19 protein-coding genes are annotated in these 20,734 nt (G+C 62.8%); 11 read left to right on the top strand and 8 right to left on the bottom strand.

The window, feature by feature from the left end; genetic code table 11:
- The gene (locus PCJ21_RS04935; RefSeq protein ID WP_269930262.1) at window positions 1-576 is read left to right on the top strand and encodes a hypothetical protein; all 576 of its coding nucleotides are present in this window, start codon (window positions 1-3) and stop codon (window positions 574-576) included.
- 5 nt (window positions 577-581) lie between these two features.
- Here PCJ21_RS04935 and PCJ21_RS04930 read toward each other — a convergent pair whose 3' ends face one another.
- The 3 genes from PCJ21_RS04930 to PCJ21_RS04920 form a co-directional block, all read right to left on the bottom strand.
- Window positions 582-719, bottom strand: a complete 138-nt coding sequence (locus PCJ21_RS04930; RefSeq protein WP_269930261.1) for a hypothetical protein — start codon at window positions 717-719, stop codon at window positions 582-584.
- A gap of 168 nt (window positions 720-887) precedes the next feature.
- The gene (rnd, locus tag PCJ21_RS04925) at window positions 888-2,045 is read right to left on the bottom strand and encodes a ribonuclease D (RefSeq protein ID WP_269930260.1); all 1,158 of its coding nucleotides are present in this window, start codon (window positions 2,043-2,045) and stop codon (window positions 888-890) included.
- Between the two features lie 98 nt (window positions 2,046-2,143).
- Window positions 2,144-3,388 carry an MFS transporter gene (locus tag PCJ21_RS04920; protein WP_269930259.1) on the bottom strand — a complete coding sequence of 415 codons (1,245 nt, stop codon included), beginning with the start codon at window positions 3,386-3,388 and terminating at the stop codon, window positions 2,144-2,146.
- A gap of 158 nt (window positions 3,389-3,546) precedes the next feature.
- Between PCJ21_RS04920 and PCJ21_RS04915 the strand changes: the two genes are divergently transcribed.
- Together PCJ21_RS04915 and aspS are read left to right on the top strand one after the other, a co-directional pair.
- Entirely contained in the window at window positions 3,547-3,963 is a 417-nt protein-coding gene (locus PCJ21_RS04915; protein ID WP_269930258.1) for a GNAT family N-acetyltransferase, read from the top strand.
- A gap of 148 nt (window positions 3,964-4,111) precedes the next feature.
- Window positions 4,112-5,902, top strand: a complete 1,791-nt coding sequence (aspS, locus tag PCJ21_RS04910; RefSeq protein WP_269930257.1) for an aspartate--tRNA ligase — start codon at window positions 4,112-4,114, stop codon at window positions 5,900-5,902.
- 84 nt (window positions 5,903-5,986) lie between these two features.
- Here the strand turns inward: aspS and PCJ21_RS04905 are convergent, their stop codons facing one another.
- Entirely contained in the window at window positions 5,987-7,180 is a 1,194-nt protein-coding gene (locus PCJ21_RS04905) for a hypothetical protein (protein WP_269930256.1), read from the bottom strand.
- A 264-nt stretch (window positions 7,181-7,444) separates the two neighbouring features.
- On the opposite strand from PCJ21_RS04905, the gene parC reads away from it, so the two are divergent.
- Together parC and PCJ21_RS04895 are read left to right on the top strand one after the other, a co-directional pair.
- Window positions 7,445-9,754, top strand: a complete 2,310-nt coding sequence (gene parC, locus PCJ21_RS04900) for a DNA topoisomerase IV subunit A (RefSeq protein WP_269930255.1) — start codon at window positions 7,445-7,447, stop codon at window positions 9,752-9,754.
- Window positions 9,755-9,982: 228 nt separating this feature from the next.
- Window positions 9,983-11,146, top strand: coding sequence for an AI-2E family transporter (locus PCJ21_RS04895; RefSeq protein ID WP_269930281.1), 1,164 nt, complete (start codon window positions 9,983-9,985; stop codon window positions 11,144-11,146).
- Window positions 11,147-11,168: 22 nt separating this feature from the next.
- Here PCJ21_RS04895 and PCJ21_RS04890 read toward each other — a convergent pair whose 3' ends face one another.
- The 4 genes from PCJ21_RS04890 to hemB all read right to left on the bottom strand — a co-directional run bounded on the left by PCJ21_RS04890 (window position 11,169) and on the right by hemB (window position 14,653).
- Window positions 11,169-12,065, bottom strand: coding sequence for a DMT family transporter (locus PCJ21_RS04890; protein ID WP_269930254.1), 897 nt, complete (start codon window positions 12,063-12,065; stop codon window positions 11,169-11,171).
- 51 nt (window positions 12,066-12,116) lie between these two features.
- On the bottom strand, window positions 12,117-12,872 hold the full coding sequence (locus tag PCJ21_RS04885) for an arginyltransferase (RefSeq protein WP_269930253.1): 756 nt from the start codon (window positions 12,870-12,872) through the stop codon (window positions 12,117-12,119).
- A 140-nt stretch (window positions 12,873-13,012) separates the two neighbouring features.
- Window positions 13,013-13,483, bottom strand: coding sequence for an RDD family protein (locus PCJ21_RS04880; RefSeq protein WP_269930252.1), 471 nt, complete (start codon window positions 13,481-13,483; stop codon window positions 13,013-13,015).
- 138 nt (window positions 13,484-13,621) lie between these two features.
- Complete coding sequence (gene hemB / locus PCJ21_RS04875; RefSeq protein ID WP_269930251.1) at window positions 13,622-14,653, bottom strand: porphobilinogen synthase; 1,032 nt, start codon at window positions 14,651-14,653, stop codon at window positions 13,622-13,624.
- Between the two features lie 158 nt (window positions 14,654-14,811).
- Here hemB and PCJ21_RS04870 point away from each other — a divergent pair, with 158 nt between their 5' ends.
- The 6 genes from PCJ21_RS04870 to nrdR all read left to right on the top strand — a co-directional run bounded on the left by PCJ21_RS04870 (window position 14,812) and on the right by nrdR (window position 20,732).
- Window positions 14,812-15,855 carry an enoyl-CoA hydratase/isomerase family protein gene (locus tag PCJ21_RS04870; protein ID WP_269930250.1) on the top strand — a complete coding sequence of 348 codons (1,044 nt, stop codon included), beginning with the start codon at window positions 14,812-14,814 and terminating at the stop codon, window positions 15,853-15,855.
- On the top strand, window positions 15,852-16,274 hold the full coding sequence (locus tag PCJ21_RS04865) for a DUF6163 family protein (RefSeq protein ID WP_269930249.1): 423 nt from the start codon (window positions 15,852-15,854) through the stop codon (window positions 16,272-16,274). Before PCJ21_RS04870 ends, PCJ21_RS04865 begins: the two co-directional genes overlap by 4 nt.
- Before the next feature lie 213 nt (window positions 16,275-16,487).
- Entirely contained in the window at window positions 16,488-17,003 is a 516-nt protein-coding gene (gene ldtR, locus PCJ21_RS04860; protein WP_269930248.1) for a transcriptional regulator LdtR, read from the top strand.
- A gap of 353 nt (window positions 17,004-17,356) precedes the next feature.
- Window positions 17,357-18,613, top strand: coding sequence for a L,D-transpeptidase family protein (locus PCJ21_RS04855; RefSeq protein WP_269930247.1), 1,257 nt, complete (start codon window positions 17,357-17,359; stop codon window positions 18,611-18,613).
- A gap of 185 nt (window positions 18,614-18,798) precedes the next feature.
- Window positions 18,799-20,100, top strand: a complete 1,302-nt coding sequence (gene glyA / locus PCJ21_RS04850) for a serine hydroxymethyltransferase (protein WP_269930246.1) — start codon at window positions 18,799-18,801, stop codon at window positions 20,098-20,100.
- Between the two features lie 167 nt (window positions 20,101-20,267).
- Entirely contained in the window at window positions 20,268-20,732 is a 465-nt protein-coding gene (nrdR, locus tag PCJ21_RS04845) for a transcriptional regulator NrdR (protein ID WP_184768840.1), read from the top strand.
- Window positions 20,733-20,734 lie beyond the last annotated feature (2 nt).

Raw genomic sequence — 20,734 nt, 5'->3', positions numbered from 1 at the left:
ATGATCGCAAGGCTGCGGCGGCACGCGGCAGCGCTGGGCTTCGTCACGGCGGCGGTGTTCGCCGCCATGACGCTGCTCGAGTTATTCTACTTTCGCACATTGAGCGGCGATCAGCCGTCGCTCGACCTTCGCTTCTCGGGCTTTTCCGAAAGCGAAGGCTTCGACTGGATAGCCCGCCTTGGCCGTCCCGGCGCCGAGACAATCCTTGTCTGGCACTATCTGACTTTCGACCTGCTGTTTCCGGCGCTGCTGTCGCTGACACTGGTCAGCCTGATCCTGAAGTACGGTGAGCAGCTGCCACGCTTCGCAGCGCTTTCAGAACGTATGCGCTCGCTGGTGGCCGTTGGCCTGGTTGTGCCCTACACGATCGCCGACTATGCCCAAAACATCGTCGTTGCGCGCATGCTGGCCGACCCGCCATCAGCCGGCAGCAGGTCGATGGCTCTTGCCTCCGGGCTCATAGTCGCGAAGTTTGCCTTACTGGTCGTGCCAGTCGCGGTCATCACGGCCTTCGTCCTGGCCTCGCGGCGGAAAAGAGCCATTTCGGCCGACATCGATAGCCACGGCACTGGCTGAGAGGCTCAAAGCCATATCGAGAATTTTTGCTTCCTGTCGAAATCGGACGCGTCGATGAATTCCAGGTAATGGGCGAGCAGCCCTCGCAGGCTCTCGCCTTTTGCGCCTTCGCTGCGCTCTGCTGTCGCGGCGTCCTTGGCCATGTCGGACAGGTCCAGCTCTGCATCAGGCGCATCCTGGCCTGAAGTCGTCTCGAAAGACGACGTGATCGCGCTGGCGCCAGCCAAAGCCTGGATGACGGCAACCGCGGCCTGCGGATCGAAATCGTCAGACGCCGGCTTGCAAGCGGCGCGGCAGCCAGGCCGCGCCGTTCAGGCGTTGACTTCGAACACCGCGATCTTGCGTTTGTCGAAGCGGATGGCCAGTTCGCCGCGCACCAGCTTGAGCGCTGCTTCGCCGAAAACGGCCTTGCGCCAGCCCTGCAGGGCTGGGACATCCGCTGCCTCGCCTTCGGCGGCGATGCGGTCGATGTCGTCGCCCGAGGCAAGCACCTTGGGCGCCACGCCTTCCTTTTCCGACACGATGCGCAGCAGAACCTTGAGCAGCTCCGAAGCGGCGCTCGAGCCTTCTGGCGGTTGGAATGTCTTGGGCAGCTTGGGCATCTGGTCGCGCGGCATGTCGAGTGCCGCATTGACGACTGCAAGCAGGGCGGTGGCCGACGACGACCGCTCCCAGCCCTTCGGCGTGGTGCGCAGGCGCGACAGGGCGGCCATGTCGCGCGGCGCCTGCTGGGCGACCTCATAGATCGCGTCGTCCTTCAGGACACGGCCGCGCGGCACGTTGCGTTCGCGCGCCTCGCGTTCGCGCCAGGCGGCAACAGCCTGCACGATGGCAAGCTCCTGGGGTTTGCGCAGGCGCATCTTCAGGCGCTTCCAGGCATCTTCGGGATGCGGATCGTAGGTGGCGCGGGAGGTCAGGACCTCCATTTCCTCGTTCAGCCAGTGGGCGCGGTTTTCGCGCTCGAGCTCGGCCTTGAGATGCTCGTAGACGCCGATCAGGTGGGTCACGTCGGCAAGCGCATAGTCGAGCTGCTTGTCCGAAAGCGGGCGGTGGCGCCAGTCGGTGAAGCGCGACGACTTGTCGATGCGGCCGCCGGTGATCTTCTGAACGATCTGCTCGTAGGAGACGCTGTCGCCGAAACCGCAGACCATGGCCGCGACCTGGGTATCGAACACCGGGTGCGGGATCAGCCCGCCCAGGTGGAAGATGATCTCGATGTCCTGGCGTGCGGCATGGAAGACCTTGGTCACCGCCTCGTTGGCCATCAGCCGGAAGAAAGGCTGAAGGTCGATGCCTGGAGCCAGCGGATCGACCAATGCCGATACGCCGGGGGCGGCCATCTGGATCAGGCACAGCTCGGGCCAGAAAGTGGTTTCGCGAATGAACTCGGTGTCTACCGTCACGAAATTGGATTTTTCGAGCGCGGCAATGGCGGTTTCGAGTTCGTCCTGGGTCGTTATTACATGCATAATATTGCTTTGTTCAGAACGCGTTGTCTTTCCTTTTCAGTCGGGCGCTCATTCGTCAAGCGTCCATTCGCCGGGCACTGCAGCCGCGGTCGCGGGTGTCACGCAGCGTCAGTATCGTTGGAAGCCGCGTTTCGGCCGGCAAAACGCGCAAAAATCGGCGAGGTCCTGAGTAGCGCGAAGAAGCGGCCGCGGTGGCCGGCTGGAACTGGCGAACGCGCGCCCATGCGGTAGACGATGACCGCCACGAACAGCACATAGACGGCGGCGCTGAAGGCAAACAGCGAATGCGGGCCATAGCGCTCCATGAAAAGGGACGCGATCAGCGGGCCGGCGATGGCGCCGACGGAGTAGAACAGCATCAGCGCCGCGTTGACGAGCACGAACTCGTCCTTCTCCGCGCGGTCGTTGGCATGCGCCGCAGACAGCGAATAGAGGGGCATGGCGAACGAGCCGAAGATGAAGATCAGCACGAAGTTGGCGATCGGGGAATTGCCGGCGAAGAACACCAGCGCCAGCGCCGAAAGCAGCGCGCCGAGCGTGGTAACAAGCAGCACGAGGCGGCGGTCCCACAGGTCCGACAGGTAGCCGAGCGGATACTGTATCATCGCTCCGCCGATAATTCCGACACTGACGAAGGTCACGACATCGGTCACCGACATGCCGATCTGATCGGCATAGATCGGGCTCAAGGTGCGGAAGGCGCTGTTGGTGATGCCGACAAAGATGCAGCCGATGGCGCCGAGCGGCGAGATGCGCCAGGCGCGCCTGAGGTCGAGCTTGACCTCGCTGGGCGGCGTGGGGTTGGAGCGGTCGCCAAGCGACACCGGCACCAACGACAGGGTGATCATGATCGACATGATGGCGAAGATGGTGAAGCCGCCGGCGCCGAACACCGGAATCATGAACTGCGCCCCGGTCACCGAGCCGATGTCGATGATGCGGTAGATGGCGAGCAGGCGGGCGCGGTCGTGGTTCGAGGCGCCCGAGTTCAGCCAGCTTTCCATGACGGTGAACAGCCCGGCGAAGCAGAAGCCGGTGGCAAAGCGGATCGTCGCCCACATCAGCGGGTCGATGACCAGCACCAGCATCAAGGTGCCGGATGCGGCAATCGCGGCGAGGGCTGCAAAGGCGCGGACGTGTCCGACGGCCTTCATGATCCGGGTGATGAAGATGCAGCCAAGCAGGAAGCCGCCGAAGTAGGTGGTCCCGATCATGCCGATGGTCGCAGGCGAAAAGCCTTCCTGCGCCCCGCGCAACGCAATCAGCGTACTTTGCAGGCCGTTGCCGCCAAGCAGGATGCCGGCGGTGATGAGCAGTGGGATCAGTGGGCGTATGGAGGACATTCGACAAGCGCGAGAAAACTTGAGTTGGCTATAGATAGCTTGTCCGGTCAATGCCAGACCGCCACTGGTGCGACATATTCCGTCGGCTGCGCCAACGCGCTTGTCCGGCCCGAGGCTAGCCTGCGCCATCGGCCGACGCGCCGTCGCAGGAGGCAACCATGACGACATTTGCGGTCAGCACCGAAGTCGATGCCGAAACAGCGCGATTCATTGGCGAGGGCCTGAACGGCTACAACTATCAGGCTGGCGGACCGCACAACGATCAGGACCTTTGGGTCGTCGCGCGTGACGAAAGCGGGGCCGTTATCGGCGGGCTCAAGGGATCGTCGGAGTATTCCTGGCTGTTCGTCGAATGGCTTTGGGTCGATGCGGCGGCCCGCAAGCGCGGTCTCGGCATCCAACTGCTTGGCAAGGCCGAGGAGGTGGCAAGGCAGCGGGGCTGCATCGGCGTGCATCTCGATTCGTACACCTTTCAGGCCCCGGAGTTTTACAAGCGGCAGGGATACGAGGAGTTCGGGCGGATCGACGACTATCCGCCCGGACATTCCAGGGTGTGGCTGAAGAAGCGGCTCTAGCCGGGCCTTTTGCCCCCTCCTGGGCGCCCTCGGCGTGGCTTTACCTTGACAAAACCGGGCACCCATGCGCTTTTCGCGCCAATTTTTCGGCCCAGGCGCACAACGTGACCTGGCGCCGCCGAACAACAGCCCGAACCGGAAATTTGCCATGCACCGTTACCGCAGCCACACCTGCGCCCAGTTGAGGAAATCCGACGTCGGTTCCACCGTTCGTCTGTCTGGCTGGGTGCATCGCGTCCGAGATCATGGCGGCCTGCTCTTCATCGATCTGCGCGACCACTACGGCTTGACCCAGATCGTCGCCGATCCCGACTCGCCGGCCTTCAAGATCGCCGAGACGGTGCGCGGCGAGTGGGTCATCCGCGTCGACGGTGAGGTCAAGGCGCGCATGGCCGAAGCCGTCAACGGCAACCTGCCGACTGGCGAGATCGAGATATTCGCGCAGGAAATCGAGGTGCTTTCGGCTGCCAGGGAGCTGCCGCTGCCGGTGTTCGGCGAGCCTGAGTATCCCGAGGACATCCGCCTCAAGTACCGTTTCCTCGACCTGCGCCGCGACACGTTGCACAGGAACATCGTCGCGCGCACCAAGATCATCGCCGAAATGCGCAAGCGCATGGGCGAGGAGGGCTTCACCGAATATTCGACGCCGATCCTGACCGCGTCGTCGCCGGAAGGCGCGCGCGACTTCCTGGTGCCCAGCCGCATTCACCCCGGCAAGTTCTTCGCGCTGCCGCAGGCGCCGCAACAGTACAAGCAGCTGTTGATGGTCGCCGGTTTCGACCGCTACTTCCAGATCGCGCCTTGCTTCCGCGACGAAGACCCGCGCGCCGATCGCCTGCCGGGCGAATTCTACCAGCTCGACCTCGAGATGAGCTTCGTCACCCAGGAAGACGTCTGGGACACGATGGAGCCGGTGATGCGCGGCGTCTTCGAGCAGTTCGCTGACGGCAAGCCGGTGACGCAGAAGTTCCGCCGCATTCCCTACGACACCGCGCTGCGCACCTATGGCTCCGACAAGCCCGACCTGCGCAACCCGATCGAGATGCAGGCCGTCACCGAACATTTCGACGGCTCCGGCTTCAAGGTGTTCGCTGGCATGATCGCCTCCAACCCGAAGGTCGAGGTCTGGGCCATCCCGGCCAAGACCGGTGGCTCGCGCGCCTTCTGCGACCGCATGAATTCCTGGGCGCAGGGCGAGGGCCAGCCTGGCCTCGGCTACATCTTCTGGCGTAAGGAAGGCGACAAGCTCGAAGGCGCAGGCCCCATCGCCAAGAACATCGGCGAAGAGCGCACGGAAGCCATCCGCCAGCAACTCGGCCTCGCCGATGGCGATGCCGCCTTCTTCGTCGCGGGCGACCCCAGGAAGTTCGTGTCGTTCGCCGGTGCTGCCCGCACCCGCGCCGGCGAGGAACTCAACCTCGTCGATCGCGAGCGCTTCGAGCTGTGCTGGATCATCGACTTCCCGTTCTACGAATGGCTGGAAGAAGAAAAGAAGATCGACTTCGCCCACAATCCGTTCTCGATGCCGCAGGGCGGCATCGAGGCGCTGAACAACCAGGACCCGCTGACCATCAAGGCCTATCAGTACGACATGGTCTGCAACGGCTTCGAGATCGCGTCGGGTTCGATCCGCAACCAACTGCCTGAAACGATGGTCAAGGCCTTCGAGATCACCGGCAAGTCGCGCGAGGAGGTCGAGGAGCAGTTCGGCGGCCTCTACCGCGCCTTCCAGTATGGCGCGCCCCCGCACGGCGGCATGGCTGCCGGCGTCGACCGCGTCATCATGCTGCTCGTTGGCGCCAAGAACCTGCGTGAAGTGACGCTGTTCCCGATGAACCAGCAGGCGCAGGACCTGTTGATGAACGCGCCTTCGGACGCCACCCCGCAGCAGCTGCGCGAGCTGTCGCTGCGCGTCGCGGTTGCCAAGAAAGAAGCTTAACAAGCCCGCGCAAGCGACTCTTTCGATTCAACAAAAAGCCCGGCATCGCTGCCGGGCTTTTTCTTTGGCGCTGTGCGCGGGCGGTCAGTCCTGGTTGGCGGTGACCGTCAGGCCAAGCGTGTTCGGCAGCTCTTTCGGGTTGGCCATGCCATTGGCGGCGAGCAGTGCGAACGGCACCGGCGAACCGGGCTTGGCTGCGATCTCGAGCGACTTCGGGTCGTCCAGATAAGCCGTCACTGCAGCCGTAACCTGCTTGGTCAGTTCCGGGTTGTTGAGCTCCATCATCATGAACGGCACGATCGCCTTGGCCTGGTTGGCAATGTCCTTGCCGGTCATGCCCTGCTGCTTGCCGAGGTAGTCGAGCACCTTGTTGGTGATCGAATCGTCGTCGAAGCGGATGGTTGCGCCGTTGAAGGTCAGTTGCTGCATCAGGCCGAGCATGGCGAGGCCCTGGGCCGAGTTGTCGGCGCCTTCCGGCTGGGCGGCCATGGTCTTCTGCAGATCCTGCACCGACTTCAGGAAGGCCGGCGTATAGCCGCCGAGGTCGAAGGTCATGCCGAGCGTGCCGGCGTCGTCGACGGTGATGTCATACTCGGTCAGCGCCATGTTGCCGTCGGTCGGCTGCCAGGTGCCGGCGAGGTTGAAGCTGCCAGTGATCGTCTGGTAGCCGAGCGCGTCGATCACCGCCTTCGATTGCGCATCCTCGACGAGGCTGAGGTCGGCGGTGAACGTTTCGGCCGCACCGGTGAAGTCCATCGCCTTGCCATCGGTCGGCGGCGTCACCTGGGCTTCGAAGTTGCTCATCTGGAAGGCCTGCTTGTCGCCGACCTTGATGCTGACGTTTTCGACGCTGGCGGTCTCGTACAGCATGAACGAAGCCAAAGGATCGGTTGCCCCTTCCGCCGGCAGCGACACGTTGCCGAGCGTCAGCGGGCTGACGTCGACGGTCGCGCCATTCTCGGTGCGGTTGAACGGCTCGGTGCTGACGGTTTCGATCTTGTAGCCGCCGTTTTCCTCGGTGATGCCGCCCAGCGTGACCTTGCCGATTTCAAACGCCTTATCCTCGCCCGCCACCTTGAAGCTGGTGCCTTCAAGCACTGTCTCTGACGCATCACCGGAAACACCGGTCCAGGCGATCGTGACGTTCTGGGCGGCCAGGAGCGACTTGAGCCGCTCGGCGACCGCAGCCGCTTCCTGGGCGAGAGCTGTCTGAAGCGGAAGCGCTACCAGGAAGGTGGACAGTGCGAGCTTGCACAATGCAGAGCGGTGTTGCGTCATCATGGTTCCCTGAGACTGCGAGGATTCGTTCACGCCATTCCTGTCCGTCAGGAACTGGACTGGAACAAGGCATGCCGGCACAATGGCCGTAATTCGCGAGAAAAGGCAATTGCCGCAGTGCAACACACGCACAGATGGTGAAGGCCAAGTGTACTTGGGCCGCCTCGCCACGCCAGACAAAAATTGTTGACCAGCGACGCCAAGGCGCTCTTGCAATTGCCGATAACACTTGTCGCGAATCGCCCGTTCCGCTAGTCCAAGCCCATGGGAAAAGGGCTTTTGCCGCCTGGAAACGACGGCGGCGACAACATCGAACCGGTTGACCTCAAGAAGGCGCTCGAGGAGCGCTACCTTGCTTACGCGCTGTCGACCATCATGCATCGTGCGCTGCCCGATGTCCGCGACGGACTGAAGCCGGTCCATCGTCGCATCATGCACGCCATGCGGCTGCTGAGGCTCAATCCCGACCAGGGATTCGCCAAGTGCGCCCGCATCGTCGGCGAGGTGATGGGCAAGTTCCACCCGCACGGCGATCAGTCGATCTATGACGCGCTGGTGCGCCTGGCGCAGGATTTTTCCGTCCGCTATCCGCTGGTCGACGGGCAGGGCAACTTCGGCAACATCGACGGCGATAACGCCGCCGCCATGCGCTACACCGAAGCCCGCATGACCGAGGTGGCGGTTTCGCTGCTGGAAGGCATCACCGAAGACGCGGTCGATTATCGCCCGACCTACAACGAAGAAGATGAGGAACCGGTCGTTCTGCCGGGCGCGTTCCCCAATCTGCTCGCCAACGGCCAGTCCGGCATCGCGGTCGGCATGGCGACGTCGATCCCGCCGCACAACGCGGCTGAGCTGTGCAACGCCGCGCTTCACCTGATCGACCAGCCTGATGCCCAGGTGACGGACCTGATGACGTCGCCCGGCGAATGGGAGCGCATCAAGGATGATCCGCAGCTCCGGCTCGGCTGCAAGGTCCGTGGTCCCGATTTTCCCACCGGCGGCAGCGTGGTCGACGACTGGGCGTCCATCGTCAATTCTTATGAGACGGGCCGCGGCGGTTTCCGCGTCCGCGCCAACTGGCATCAGGAAGACCAGGGCAGGGGCACCTGGAGCATTGTCGTCAGCCAGATCCCCTACGGTGTGCAGAAGGCGCGGCTGATCGAAAAGATCGCCGAGCTGTTGATCGCGCGCAGGCTGCCGCTGCTTGAAGACATCCGCGACGAAAGCGCCGAGGACATCCGCGTCGTGCTGGTTCCAAAGAGCCGCACGGTCGATCCAGGGCTGCTGATGGAATCGCTGTTCAAGCTGACCGAGTTGGAGAGCCGCTTTTCGCTCAACATGAACGTTCTGTCGCGTGGCAAGGTGCCGAACGTGCTGTCGCTCAAGGGCGTGCTGCAGGAATGGCTGGAGCATCGCCGTGACGTGCTCGTTCGCCGTTCGAAGTTCCGCCTCGGCGAGATCGACAGGCGGCTGGAGATCCTTGGCGGCTACCTGATCGCCTACCTCAACATCGACGAGGTCATCCGTATCATCCGCGAGGAGGATGAGCCGAAGCGCGAGATGATGACGCGCTGGGACCTGACCGACACCCAGGCCGAGGCGATCCTCAACATGCGCCTGAGGGCGCTGCGCAAGCTCGAGGAATTCGAGATCCGCAAGGAACACGACGCGCTCAGCATCGAAAAGAAGCAGATCGAAGCGCTGCTCGCCTCGGATGCCAAGCAGTGGCAGACCATCAAGTGGGAAGTTACCCAGGTTCGCGATCACTATGGTTTCGAGACGGACCTTGGTCGCCGCCGTACCGTCTTCACCGACGCCCCCGATCACGACCTGACCGATATCCATCACGCGATGATCGAGAAGGAACCTGTGACGGTCGTTGTTTCCGAAAAGGGCTGGCTGCGCGCCATGAAGGGCCACCTGGCCGACTTCTCGCAGTTGGCCTTCAAGGAAGGCGACAGCCTCAAGATGGCCTTCCACGCTCAGACGACCGACAAGATCCTTGTCTTCACGACTGGAGGCAAGTTCTACACCATCGGCGCTGACCGCCTGCCGGGCGGGCGCGGCCATGGCGAGCCGATCCGCATCATCGTCGACATGGAGAACGATCAGGACATCGTCACCGCCTTCGTGCACGAGCCGAAGCGCAAGCTGCTGCTCGTCAGCCATGAGGGCAACGGTTTCGTGGTTCCCGAAGAAGAGGTCGTCGCCAACACCCGCAAGGGCAAGCAGGTGATGAACGTCAAGGCGCCCGACGAGGCCAAGCGCTGCGTGCCATTGACCGGCGATCACCTCGCCATCGTCGGCGAAAACCGCAAGATGCTGGTTTTCGCGCTCTCGGAAATTCCCGAGATGACGCGCGGCAAGGGCGTGCGCCTGCAGAAGTACAAGGATGGCGGCATCCTTGACGTCAAGGTTTTCGCCATGGATGCGGGCCTCACCTGGCTGGACTCGGCCGAGCGCACCTTCACCCGCACCCGCGAGGAGCTTGTCGAATGGATCGGCACCCGCGCGACCGCTGGGCGCATGGTGCCGAAGGGCTTCCCGCGCACCGGCCGATTTGGCGGATGATCCCGCTGGCGCGCCCCGATTTGGGCGCGCGGTCCGGCGATTATGACAGCACAAAGTTTTGGTGCGCCCCACCGCAATTGGCTCTATGATCCGGCTGTCGGCGGCTAGAGCATTCCGCCGGGCGTGCAACTTGGGTCCAGTACAGGGCCGAGGAGATCAAGGCCCTTGAAGGTTACCGATTCCCGCAAACCGGAGCGCGAGCCACGGCTGTTCGGCCCATCCGTCCCGATGCGCGCGCCGCTTGTGCCGCCGCTGACCGCCGCGCGGTGGCTGTTGGTGCTGATCGTTGCCGCTGGCATCTATTTCTTCCATGGCTTTCTCGTGCCGGTACTTGCGGCGCTGGTCATCGCCTTCGCCAGCTGGCCGATCTATCGGCGCCTTCTCGCTTCGGTCGAAGGCAACCGCACCATCGCCGCAACGCTGGCGCTGATCTTCATCGTCGCGTTCCTCGTCGTGCCGATTTCCTTTGCCGCCACCTATGCCGTCAACGAAATCCGTGAATGGTTCGGCTGGGCCGTCGAAACCAACCGTCACGGCGCCCCGACACCCGAATGGATCGGCAATCTGCCCGTGGTGGGCGAGTGGCTCAACGAACAATGGATACGCTACATCGGCCATCCCGGCGCGATTGGTGAATTGTTCCAGCTGGTCAGTGGCGCCAATATCGGCAGTATCTATCGCGCCGTGCTCGCCGCCGGCGGCAGCGCCTTCGGCATCCTGCTGACGCTTTTGTTCATGCTGATTGCGCTGTTTTTCGCCTATCGCGACGGTGAACTGTTTGTCGGCCAGCTCGACCGGCTCGGCGAACGCATTCTGCCGATGCGCTGGGAGCGCATTTCGCGCGTGGTGCCCAAGACCATCAGCGCCACCGTGATGGGCATGACCGTCATCGCCATCGGCGAGGGCGTTGTCCTTGGCGTCGCATACTGGATCGCCGGGGTGCCGTCGCCCGTGACTCTCGGCGTCATCACCGGCTTCATGGCGCTGATCCCTGGCGGCGCGCCGCTGTGCTTTACCCTGGTGTCGATTTACTTGGTCGCCAGCGGTTCGCATGTCGCGGGCGTCGCGCTGTTTGCCTGGGGCGCGATCGAGCTCTTCATCGTCGACAAGACGCTGCGGCCGAAGCTGGTCGGCGGCCCGATCAAGTTGCCGTTCCTGCCGACGTTCTTCGGCCTGATCGGCGGCGTCAAGACGATGGGCCTGCTCGGCCTGTTCATCGGTCCGGTGCTGATGGCGTTGCTCGTCGCCATATGGCGCGAGTGGATCCGCGAGATCGACCTGATCGATGAGGCGGCGCTGATCGCCGCCAACGCGCCGCTGGAGGGCGAAGCGCCTCGCACGGTCGATGCCGTCAAGGGCGAGGTTCCGGCAAAGCGCACCCAGGCCAGCTGACGGTCGACGAAGGGGAGCTGGCTCAGGCTGCCTGGCCGGCCAGCACTGCCCGGCGCTTGCGGCTTTCGGACAGCTGCCACGCCGAATGGGCGATCAGCGTGACGATCAGGATTGCGCCGCCGATCAGGCTGTTGGTCGACGGCACCTCGGCGAAGATCATCCAGACCCAGATCGGGGCCAGAACGGTTTCCAGCAGGTAGAACATCGCGACCTCCGGGCCTGAAATGTATTTCGGCCCGTTGGCGAGGCAGAAGAACGAGATCGGCATGATCACCGCGCCGTTGAAGATGATCCACCACGGTACGTCGACCTGATAGCCGGTCTTCGTCACCATGAAGGCGGCGACCAGGCAAGGCAGAAGCACGCCGACAAGCGCGGTGAAGCCCATGTCCTTGCCGCTGTGGCGCGAGATGGTGATGGCGCTGGCGATGCAGAATGCCGAGCACAGCGCCATCAGGTCGCCGAACAGATGCCCCCTGCCGATGGAATCTCCGACGATGATCAGGACGCCGCCGACCATAGCCAGCATGGCGAGCATGGTGGCGGGGCGCGGCCGCTCGCGCAGGAAAAGCCATGACAGCAGCGCCGAAAACACCGTGTTGAAGGCCAGGATGAACACCAGGTTGGCGGTCGACGTGTTGTAGACGGCGGTGATGAAGGCAATCGAGCCGATGCCGTAGAGCGCAGCCACCAAAAGACCGGCGCGGCCGGGAATGAGCTGCGGTGCGTTGCGGCTGAACGAGCGCCAGATCATCCAGATGACGATGGCCGCAAGGAAGGTCACGCCGCTGCGCAGCATGAGGATCGACCAGTTGTTGCCGGCCGCGAGCTTGATGAGCGGAATGTCTACTGTCAGCGCCAGGCCGCCGATGCCGGTCAGGAGCAGGCCCCTGGTGTGATCCGAATGTGCGTTCGCCACGTTGTTCTCCGCCAGATGGGTCGACGGCAGCGTGGAAAACGGGCCGGACTGTCAGGGTTCTTCCGTGAAACGTTCCCAGCCCTTGGGTCCGAGATGTTCCTGCGGCTTGAAGCGTATCTTATAATTCATCTTGCGCGAACCGTTGACCCAGTAGCCAAGATAGACGTGGGGCAGGCCCATGGCGCGCGCCCGGGCGATATGGTCGAGGATCATGTAAGTGCCAAGCGAGCGCTCGTCCAATTCCGGATTGAAGTACGAGTAGACCATCGATAGCCCATCGGCCATCTTGTCGGTCAGCGCCACGGCCATCAGTTCGCCCTGGCCCTTGCCGGTGATGAAGCTGTCGGGGCCACGGCGCCGGTACTCGATCACCTTGGTATCGACATGCGTGTCCTCGACCATCATGGCATAGTCGAGAACCGTCATGTCCGACATGCCGCCGCGGCGGTGGCGCGCGTCGAGATAGGTCCGGAACAGCGAGTACTGCTCGGTCGAGGGCTCGGCGTTGTGCATGGCGCCGACGAGGTCGGCGTTGCGTTCGGTGACACGGCGCATGTTGCGCGTCGGCTGGAATTCCTGGGCAAGGATGCGGACCGACACGCAGGCCCGGCAGGTTTCGCAGGCTGGCCGGTAGGCGATGTTCTGCGACCGGCGGAAGCCGCCTTGCGTCAGAAGGTCGTTCATCTCCGGCGCCTTGTCGCCGACAAGATGCGTGAACACCTTTCGCTCGAACTGCCCCTCGAGATAGGGGCATGGTGAGGGCGCCGTCAGGAAGAATTGCGGAGAATGGGTAGGATGCTGCGTCATTGAGCGTCAGGAAGACTCCCCACGGATATTCCATAGCTTGGCTCTAGCGGCGAAAAATTCAATACGAATGTGAAGGCAATCTGACTCTTTGCCTTCACATTTTGGCGCAACTGCCGGTTTTGAACAGTCTTATGCCGGAATCAGCGGTCGGTGCGCGTGACCACGGTGCCAAGCAACAGGTCGTGAAGCGCTCGCTTGCGGTCCGCAAACAGCGTCACCAGAAGGATCAGCGGCGTCAGGATGACGTTGCCGGCCCAGAACAGCACGCCGTGCAGCACGGCCAGCAGGCCGTCAACCGGCAGTCCATCCAGACGGTCGAGGCGGATGTTCATCATCCGCATGCCCGTCGTCGCCTGGTTCGGCCCGCCAAGGGTGGACCAGACATAGGCAATGGCCACGATGGGAAACAGGATGCCGAACAGCGCCCAGCCAAGGCCCAGTGTCAGGATGCCCAGGAAGAAGATGACGATCGCAAACGGGATCATCAACAAGCCGACGATCAGGTAGTCGATGCAGAAAGCCAGCACCCGGCGCGTGCGAACGCCGTCATAGGCTCTGATGTCGTCGAGCCTGTTGGTGATGATTTCGCCGTCAAGAACGCGTGCGGTCATTTCTTCCTCAAATGGCGGGTGAGTTTGCCCACGGAGAGATCAAATGGTGGGCAGCGGCGCGGAATTCAAGATTCGCGCCTGGCAGCCGCTGCAGCCATTCGGGCAATTGCTTGCCTCAGCCCCGGCAGGTTGAGGGCATTAGCCCTTGAGCATTTCGGCCACCTCTGGCGCGAAGTACGTCAAGATGCCGTCGCAACCGGCGCGCTTGAAGGCGAGCAGGCTTTCCAGCATCGCCTTTTCGCCATCGATCCAGCCATTGGCCCCTGCGGCCTTGATCATCGCGTATTCGCCCGACACCTGGTAGGCGAAGGTCGGCACGCGGAACTCGTCCTTGAGCCGGCGGATGATGTCGAGATAGGGCAGGCCGGGCTTGACCATCAGCATGTCGGCGCCTTCGGCCAGGTCCTGTTCGGCCTCGCGCACCGCCTCGTCGGAGTTGGCGTGGTCGATGTAGTAGGTCTTCTTGTCGCCTTTGAGCAGGCCTTGCGTGCCGATCGCCTCGCGATAGGGGCCGTAGAAGGCCGAGGCGAACTTGGTTGCGTAGGACATGATGGCGACATCGTGGAAGCCGTTGTCGTCGAGCGCGTCGCGGATCGCGCCGATGCGCCCGTCCATCATGTCGGATGGTGCGATGATGTCGGCGCCGGCCGCCGCCTGCAGCACGGCGGCAGCAGCCACCTGGGCAACCGTCTCGTCGTTGACGATGATACCGTTGCGCAGGATGCCGTCATGGCCATGGCTGGTGAACGGATCGAGCGCCACGTCGGTGATCATCCCGATCTCCGGCACCGCGGCCTTGATGGCGCGCGTCGCGCGGTTGATCAGGTTGTCGGGCTCCAGGACCTGCGAGCCGGTTTCGTCGCGCAGGCCAATGTCGACATTGGGGAAGGTCGCCAGCGCCGGAATGCCGAGCCTGGCCGCGCGTTCCGCTTCCTTGACGGCAAGGTCCACCGACATGCGGAAGACGCCAGGCATGGCCGGAATGGCTTCCTTGCGGTTTTCTCCGTCGATGATGAAGATCGGCCAGATCAGGTCGTCGACCGTCAGCCTGTTTTCCTGCACGAGGCGGCGCGACCAGTCGGCCTTGCGCATGCGGCGCAGGCGGCGGCCGCCGGTGATCTCGTCGACGCTGCGTGCGCCAGCTGGCCTTGCGGGAGTGAATTTGTTCATCGGTGGTCTCCGGATTGTGCGGTTTTTAGCATGCCGGTTTGCTCAAGACCAAGCGTCAGGTTGAGGCCTGCGGCATTGACGCACCCATGTGCGGCACATTAGCTCTTCCAACCTGGCTTGTGATTTGCCTGTTTCAGAATTGAGGGAAACTCTTGGACATGGATTTTGGCGGCGGCGACGAAATCCGCTTCGAGCGCGTCGGTAAGGCCGGCATCGTCACGTTGACGCGGCCTCAGGCCCTGAACGCCCTGACCCACAAGATGGTGCTGGCGCTGTCGCGTGCGCTGACGGCCTGGCAGGCCGACCGCGAGGTCGCACTGGTCGTTGTCAGGGCCGAGGGCAGGGCGTTTTGCGCCGGTGGCGACATCATGCGGGTGTATGAGGCGCGCAGTTCCAACAATCCGCCTGTCGACTTCTTCGCCGACGAGTACCGGCTCAACGTCCAGATCGAAAGCTACCCCAAGCCCTATGTCTCGCTCATCGACGGCATCGTGATGGGCGGCGGCGTCGGCATTTCCTTCCATGGCTCGCATCGCGTCCTGACCGAGAACGCCCAGTTCGCCATGCCCGAGGTCGGCATCGGCTTCTTCCCCGATGTCGGCGGCAGTCATTTGCTGCCCGATCTCGGTGGCTATTTCGGCATGTATCTGGCGCTGACCGGCAACCGCATCCGCTTTGGCGATGCGCTGTGGTCAGGCCTTGCGACGCACACAATCTCGGCCGATGGCCAGGCCGGCCTGATCGAGCGGCTGTGCGAGGCCGGTGAGACAGAATCTGTGCTGCGGTCGTTCTTTGTCTCGGCCAAGCGCGAAACCGACCGGCCGACGCTCGAGGCGATCGCCGGCCATTTTGCCAAGCCGACGCTCGCCGAGGTGATCGAAAGCCTGGAAGGGGAGGCGGCATCGAGTGAGTTTGCCGCGAAAACGCTCGCCACCATCCTGACGCGCTCGCCGACCAGCCTTGCGGTGACATTCCGCCAGGTCCGTGCCGGTCTCACCATGTCGATGGCCGATTGCATGCGCATGGAGTTCCGAATTCTCAACCGGATGCTGGCAGGCCACGACTTCTACGAGGGCATCCGCGCCGTGCTTGTCGACAAGGGCTCGACGCCCGCCTGGCGCCCGGACCGCTTCAGGGATGTCGATCCGGCCGACATCGACCGGTATTTCGAAACGCTCGGCGCGCGGGAACTCGCCCTGTGAGCGACAGTGCCGGCCGCCTTCACGAATTGCACCCCTCTGCCGTGGAAACCGCCTTTGCGTGGTTCCTTCGCATTGTTGCGGCCTACTGCCTCCTGTTCGGCATGCTCTATTGGGTTCGCCTGATCGGCGTATATGACGGGCCGATGTGGCGCTACGACCTGATGCCTGTGCATTGGCAGATTGCATCGGTCATGCTCGCGGTGTTTTTTCCGTTCGCCGCCATCGGCCTGTGGATGCTCTCGTCCTGGGGGCCCGTGATCTGGTTCATTTGCGCGGTGACCGAGATCGTCATGTATGGCGTCCTTCCCGACCTGTTCGGCTCCCGCCCGCTGATCGTGGCGACCAATATCGCGGTGGCGTTGATTTATGCCGGCTTCCGCATCGTTTTGCACCTGCAGCGGCGGCGCGCTGCCCAATAGCAGCGCTTTCAGCGCGTTACGCGCCAACCTGTAAAATTCAAGGTTAATTATTCTTACTCGGAAGGGTTTTCGTTAACCCTCTTTCGAAACCTGTGGATGGTAAGCCCTTGTTAAGCCTGACGTTTAAGTCGAATTTTATGGGTATTCGATAAGTTCGCGATCAAGGTGAGACCAAACAAAAAATCACCAGGCGACAACAGAGAGGCAAAGACAATGATCAATTCGCGCCAGGTGGCTAAGCCCGCCATGCATTCCGAGGACCGTAACGAAGGCATCCGTTCGCTTTACATGGAATCCCTGCAGCTGGTCGAAAGACTTCATCGTCGTCTTCTTGACGTTATCAAGGATGAGTTTGATCGCAACGGCCGCAGCGACATCAATGCAATTCAGGCGCTGCTGCTCTTCAACATCGGCAACGCCGAGTTGACCGCCGGTGAATTGCGCTCGCGTGGCTACTACCTTGGCTCGAACGTCTCCTACAACCTCAAGAAGCTGGTCGAGCTTGGCTTCATCAACCACCAGCGTTCGCGCATTGACCGTCGTTCGGTCCGCGTCAGCCTGACGCCGAAGGGCCAGGAAGTCGCCGAAGTGGTGGCTGGTCTGTACGATCGCCATGTCGGCTCGATCGAGCAGGTCGGCGGCATCAACACCGATGAGTTCAAGCAGATGAACCGCGCCCTGCAGCGCCTCGACCGCTTCTGGAACGACACCATCGCCTACCGCATGTGAGATGGCGTTGGAGCCCCGGACGTTTCCCTAACGTCACCGGACGCTCCGAGCCGTCTTGAAAAGGATCGACCCTCCAGTCGCAAGGCCGGTTGCAGAAATGCACCGGCCTTTCCTTTTTTCGCGTTCGGGCCTGGCAAATGCGACGTCCAAGCCATGTTGCCGCCATATTCGGGTGACTACCGAAATAGCGTGATGTGCCAATGCCCCCCTGGGCCGTCAGCAATCCGTGTCTTGAGACGCGTTCACGCGTTGGCGATGCCGGGTTATGGTTGGCTAATTGTTAAGCATGGCCGTCATATCGTCGCGGGAAATTCTCCTGCCTGTAGAGTTACGCGAACATGTCTGGGACGACCATGAAAACAAGCCGCCGTTTCTTTCTTTCGGGTGCCGGTGCGATTGCTTTGGCAGCCTTGTCGGGTGCGGCACGTGCCCAGGACGTGATCGGCGAGGTGCTCGGGTCGTCGCGTCGCGGCAACTGGGACGACGAATTCGATGCGCGCGTCAGCCAGAGCGGCACCAAGGTCGCCAGCACGTTGCCTGTCTTTGCGCCCCAGACGATTGGCTACACCCAGCAGGCCATCGCCCAGTACCAGAACATCGTCGCGCAGGGCGGCTGGCCGGTGGTGCCGGCTACCAAGAAGCTGCGTCTTGGCGTTGAGGATCCGGATGTCGAGGTGCTGCGCAAGCGCCTGATGGTCTCGGGCGATCTTTCCCCGCGCGCCGGCATCTCGCAGTCCTTCGACACCTATGTCGACGCCGCGCTCAAGCGCTTCCAGGCGCGCCACGGCCTTCCGGCTGACGGTGTCATGGGCCAGTACACCTATGCGGCGATGAACATCAGCGCCCAGGTTCGCCTCGGCCAGCTCGAGACCAATCTGACCCGCATCCAGGCGCAGGCCGGCACGCTCGGCGCCCGTTATGTCAACGTCAACATTCCGGCGGCCCAGGTTGAAGCTGTCGAGAACGACCGCGTCGTCCTGCGCCACACCGCAATCGTCGGCAAGGTCGATCGCCAGTCGCCGATCGTCAATTCGAAGATCAACGAGATCGTCGTCAATCCTTATTGGAACGCACCGGTGTCGATCGTCCGCAAGGACATCATTCCGCTGATGCGCAAGAACCCCAACTACCTGACCGACAACAAGATCCGTCTGCTCGCGCCTGATGGCAGCGAGGTCGATCCGATGACCGTCGACTGGTCGACGGAAGAGGCGGCGAAGTACCGCTTCCGTCAGGATCCGGGCGCCATCAACGCCATGGCTTCGGTGAAGATCAACTTCCCGAGCCCTGATGGCGTCTACATGCATGACACGCCGCAGCAGAGCAGTTTCGGCAAGTTGATGCGCTTCGACTCCTCGGGCTGCGTCCGCGTCCAGAACGTGCGCGACCTTGTCACCTGGATCCTGCGCGACACCCCGGGCTGGAGCCGCCAGCATTTCGAGCAGACCATCAAGTCGGGCGAGAACACGCCGGTTCCGGTCACCAACCCGGTGCCGGTCTATTTCACCTACGTCTCGGCATGGTCCACCGGCGATGGCGTCGTGCAGTTCCGCGACGACATCTATGGCCTCGACGGCGTCGACGAGCTGCAGATCACCTCGGCGCTCTGATTTCGCCGAAGCGTTCGTTTTGGAAGGGCCGTCCCTCTGGGGCGGCCTTTTTCCTTGCGTGGCGACATCCTGGCGCAAAGCGGCCACCAAATTTCGCGCGGCAAACGTGGCGACCCAGGGTCAAGTGTGTTAATGGCCCGCCGAACTCTCCCCGATGCCCCTCCGGACAGCAAGGATCTTAGCCGATGGCCGCCTCGCAAAATCTCGAAACCTTCTTTGGAACTCCGCTTTCGGAGGCCGATCCGGAAATCTTCGGCTCGATCCGCAGCGAACTCGGTCGCCAGCGCCATGAGATCGAACTGATCGCCTCGGAAAACATCGTTTCCCGCGCCGTGCTCGAGGCGCAGGGCTCGATCATGACCAACAAGTATGCCGAGGGCTATCCGGGCAAGCGCTACTATGGCGGCTGCCAGTTCGTCGACATCGCCGAACAGCTCGCCATCGAGCGCGCCAAGAAGCTGTTTTCCTGCAACTTCGCCAACGTCCAGCCCAATTCCGGCAGCCAGATGAACCAGGCCGTGTTCCTGGCGCTGCTCCAGCCGGGCGACACCTTCATGGGTCTCGACCTGAATTCGGGCGGCCACCTGACCCACGGTTCGCCCGTCAACATGTCCGGCAAGTGGTTCAACGTCGTGTCCTACGGCGTGCGCAAGGATGACAACCTGCTCGACATGGACGAGGTTGCTCGCCTGGCCCGTGAGGCCAAGCCGAAGCTGATTCTCGCCGGCGGTACTGCCTATTCGCGCGTCTGGGACTGGAAGCGTTTCCGCGAGATCGCTGACGAAGTCGGCGCCTATCTGATGGTCGACATGGCTCACATCGCCGGCCTCGTCGCCGGTGGCGTGCATCCGTCGCCGCTGCCGCATGCGCATGTCGTCACCACCACCACGCACAAGTCGCTGCGCGGCCCGCGTGGCGGCATGATCCTCACCAATGACGAGGATATCGCCAAGAAGATGAATTCGGCCGTGTTCCCCGGCCTGCAGGGCGGCCCGCTGATGCACGTCATCGCCGCCAAGGCCGTTGCCTTCGGCGAGGCGCTGAAGCCGGAATTCAAGACCTATGCCGCGAATGTCGTTGCCAACGCCAAGGCGCTTGCCGCGAGCCTGAAGGATACCGGCCTGGACATCGTCTCCGGCGGCACCGACAACCACCTCATGCTGGTCGACCTGCGCCCCAAGAACGCCACCGGCAAACGCGCCGAGGCAGCCCTTGGCCGCGCCAACATCACCTGCAACAAGAACGGCATTCCATTCGACCCGGAAAAGCCTTTCGTGACCTCGGGCGTCCGCCTTGGCACGCCGGCGGGCACGACGCGTGGCTTCGGCGAAGCCGAGTTCCGCGAGATCGGCCAGCTGATCACCGAGGTTCTCGACGGTCTGAAGGTCGCCAACTCCGACGAAGGCAATGCCGCCGTCGAGGCCGCCGTCAAGCAGAAGGTCGTCGCGCTGACCGAACGCTTCCCGCTCTACCCGTATCTCGGCTGAGCGGCTGGCCCCTCGGGGCCTTGCAATTGACCATGAAGCCCCGTTCCGGCGTTGCCGGGACGGGGCTTTTGCTTTTGGGCTTGGCATCGGCGCCAAAAGCGGTTTCCACTTTCCGGGATCATGCTTTAAGCCTTTCGCGGACGAGGATTCGAAGACAAGGCCGAACAATGCGCTGTCCCTATTGCCAGTCTGAAGACACACAGGTGAAGGATTCGCGTCCTGCGGAGGATGGCGCCGCGATCCGCCGTCGACGCATCTGCCCGGTTTGCGGCGGCCGCTTCACCACCTTCGAGCGCGTGCAACTGCGCGATCTCGTCGTGCTCAAGAAGACCGGCCGCAAGGTGCCGTTCGACCGCGACAAGCTGGCCCGTTCGGTCGAGATCGCCGTGCGCAAGCGCAATGTCGATCCCGAGCGCATCGAGCGCGCGGTGACCGGCATAGTCCGCCAGCTCGAAAGCTCCGGCGAAACTGAGATTCCATCCGGCGAAATCGGCCGCCTTGTCATGGAGGCGCTGAAGACGCTCGACGACGTCGCCTATGTGCGCTTCGCCTCGGTCTATCGCAATTTCCGCGAGGCCAAGGATTTCCACGACGTGCTGGGCGAGCTCAAGGGCGACGAGGACGCCGGTTGAGC

The organism is Aminobacter sp. HY435 (assembly GCF_027568395.1).
Classification (GTDB): domain Bacteria; phylum Pseudomonadota; class Alphaproteobacteria; order Rhizobiales; family Rhizobiaceae; genus Aminobacter.
Note: the sequence above shows the minus strand (reverse complement) of the source record. Positions and strands in the feature narration are given on the sequence as shown.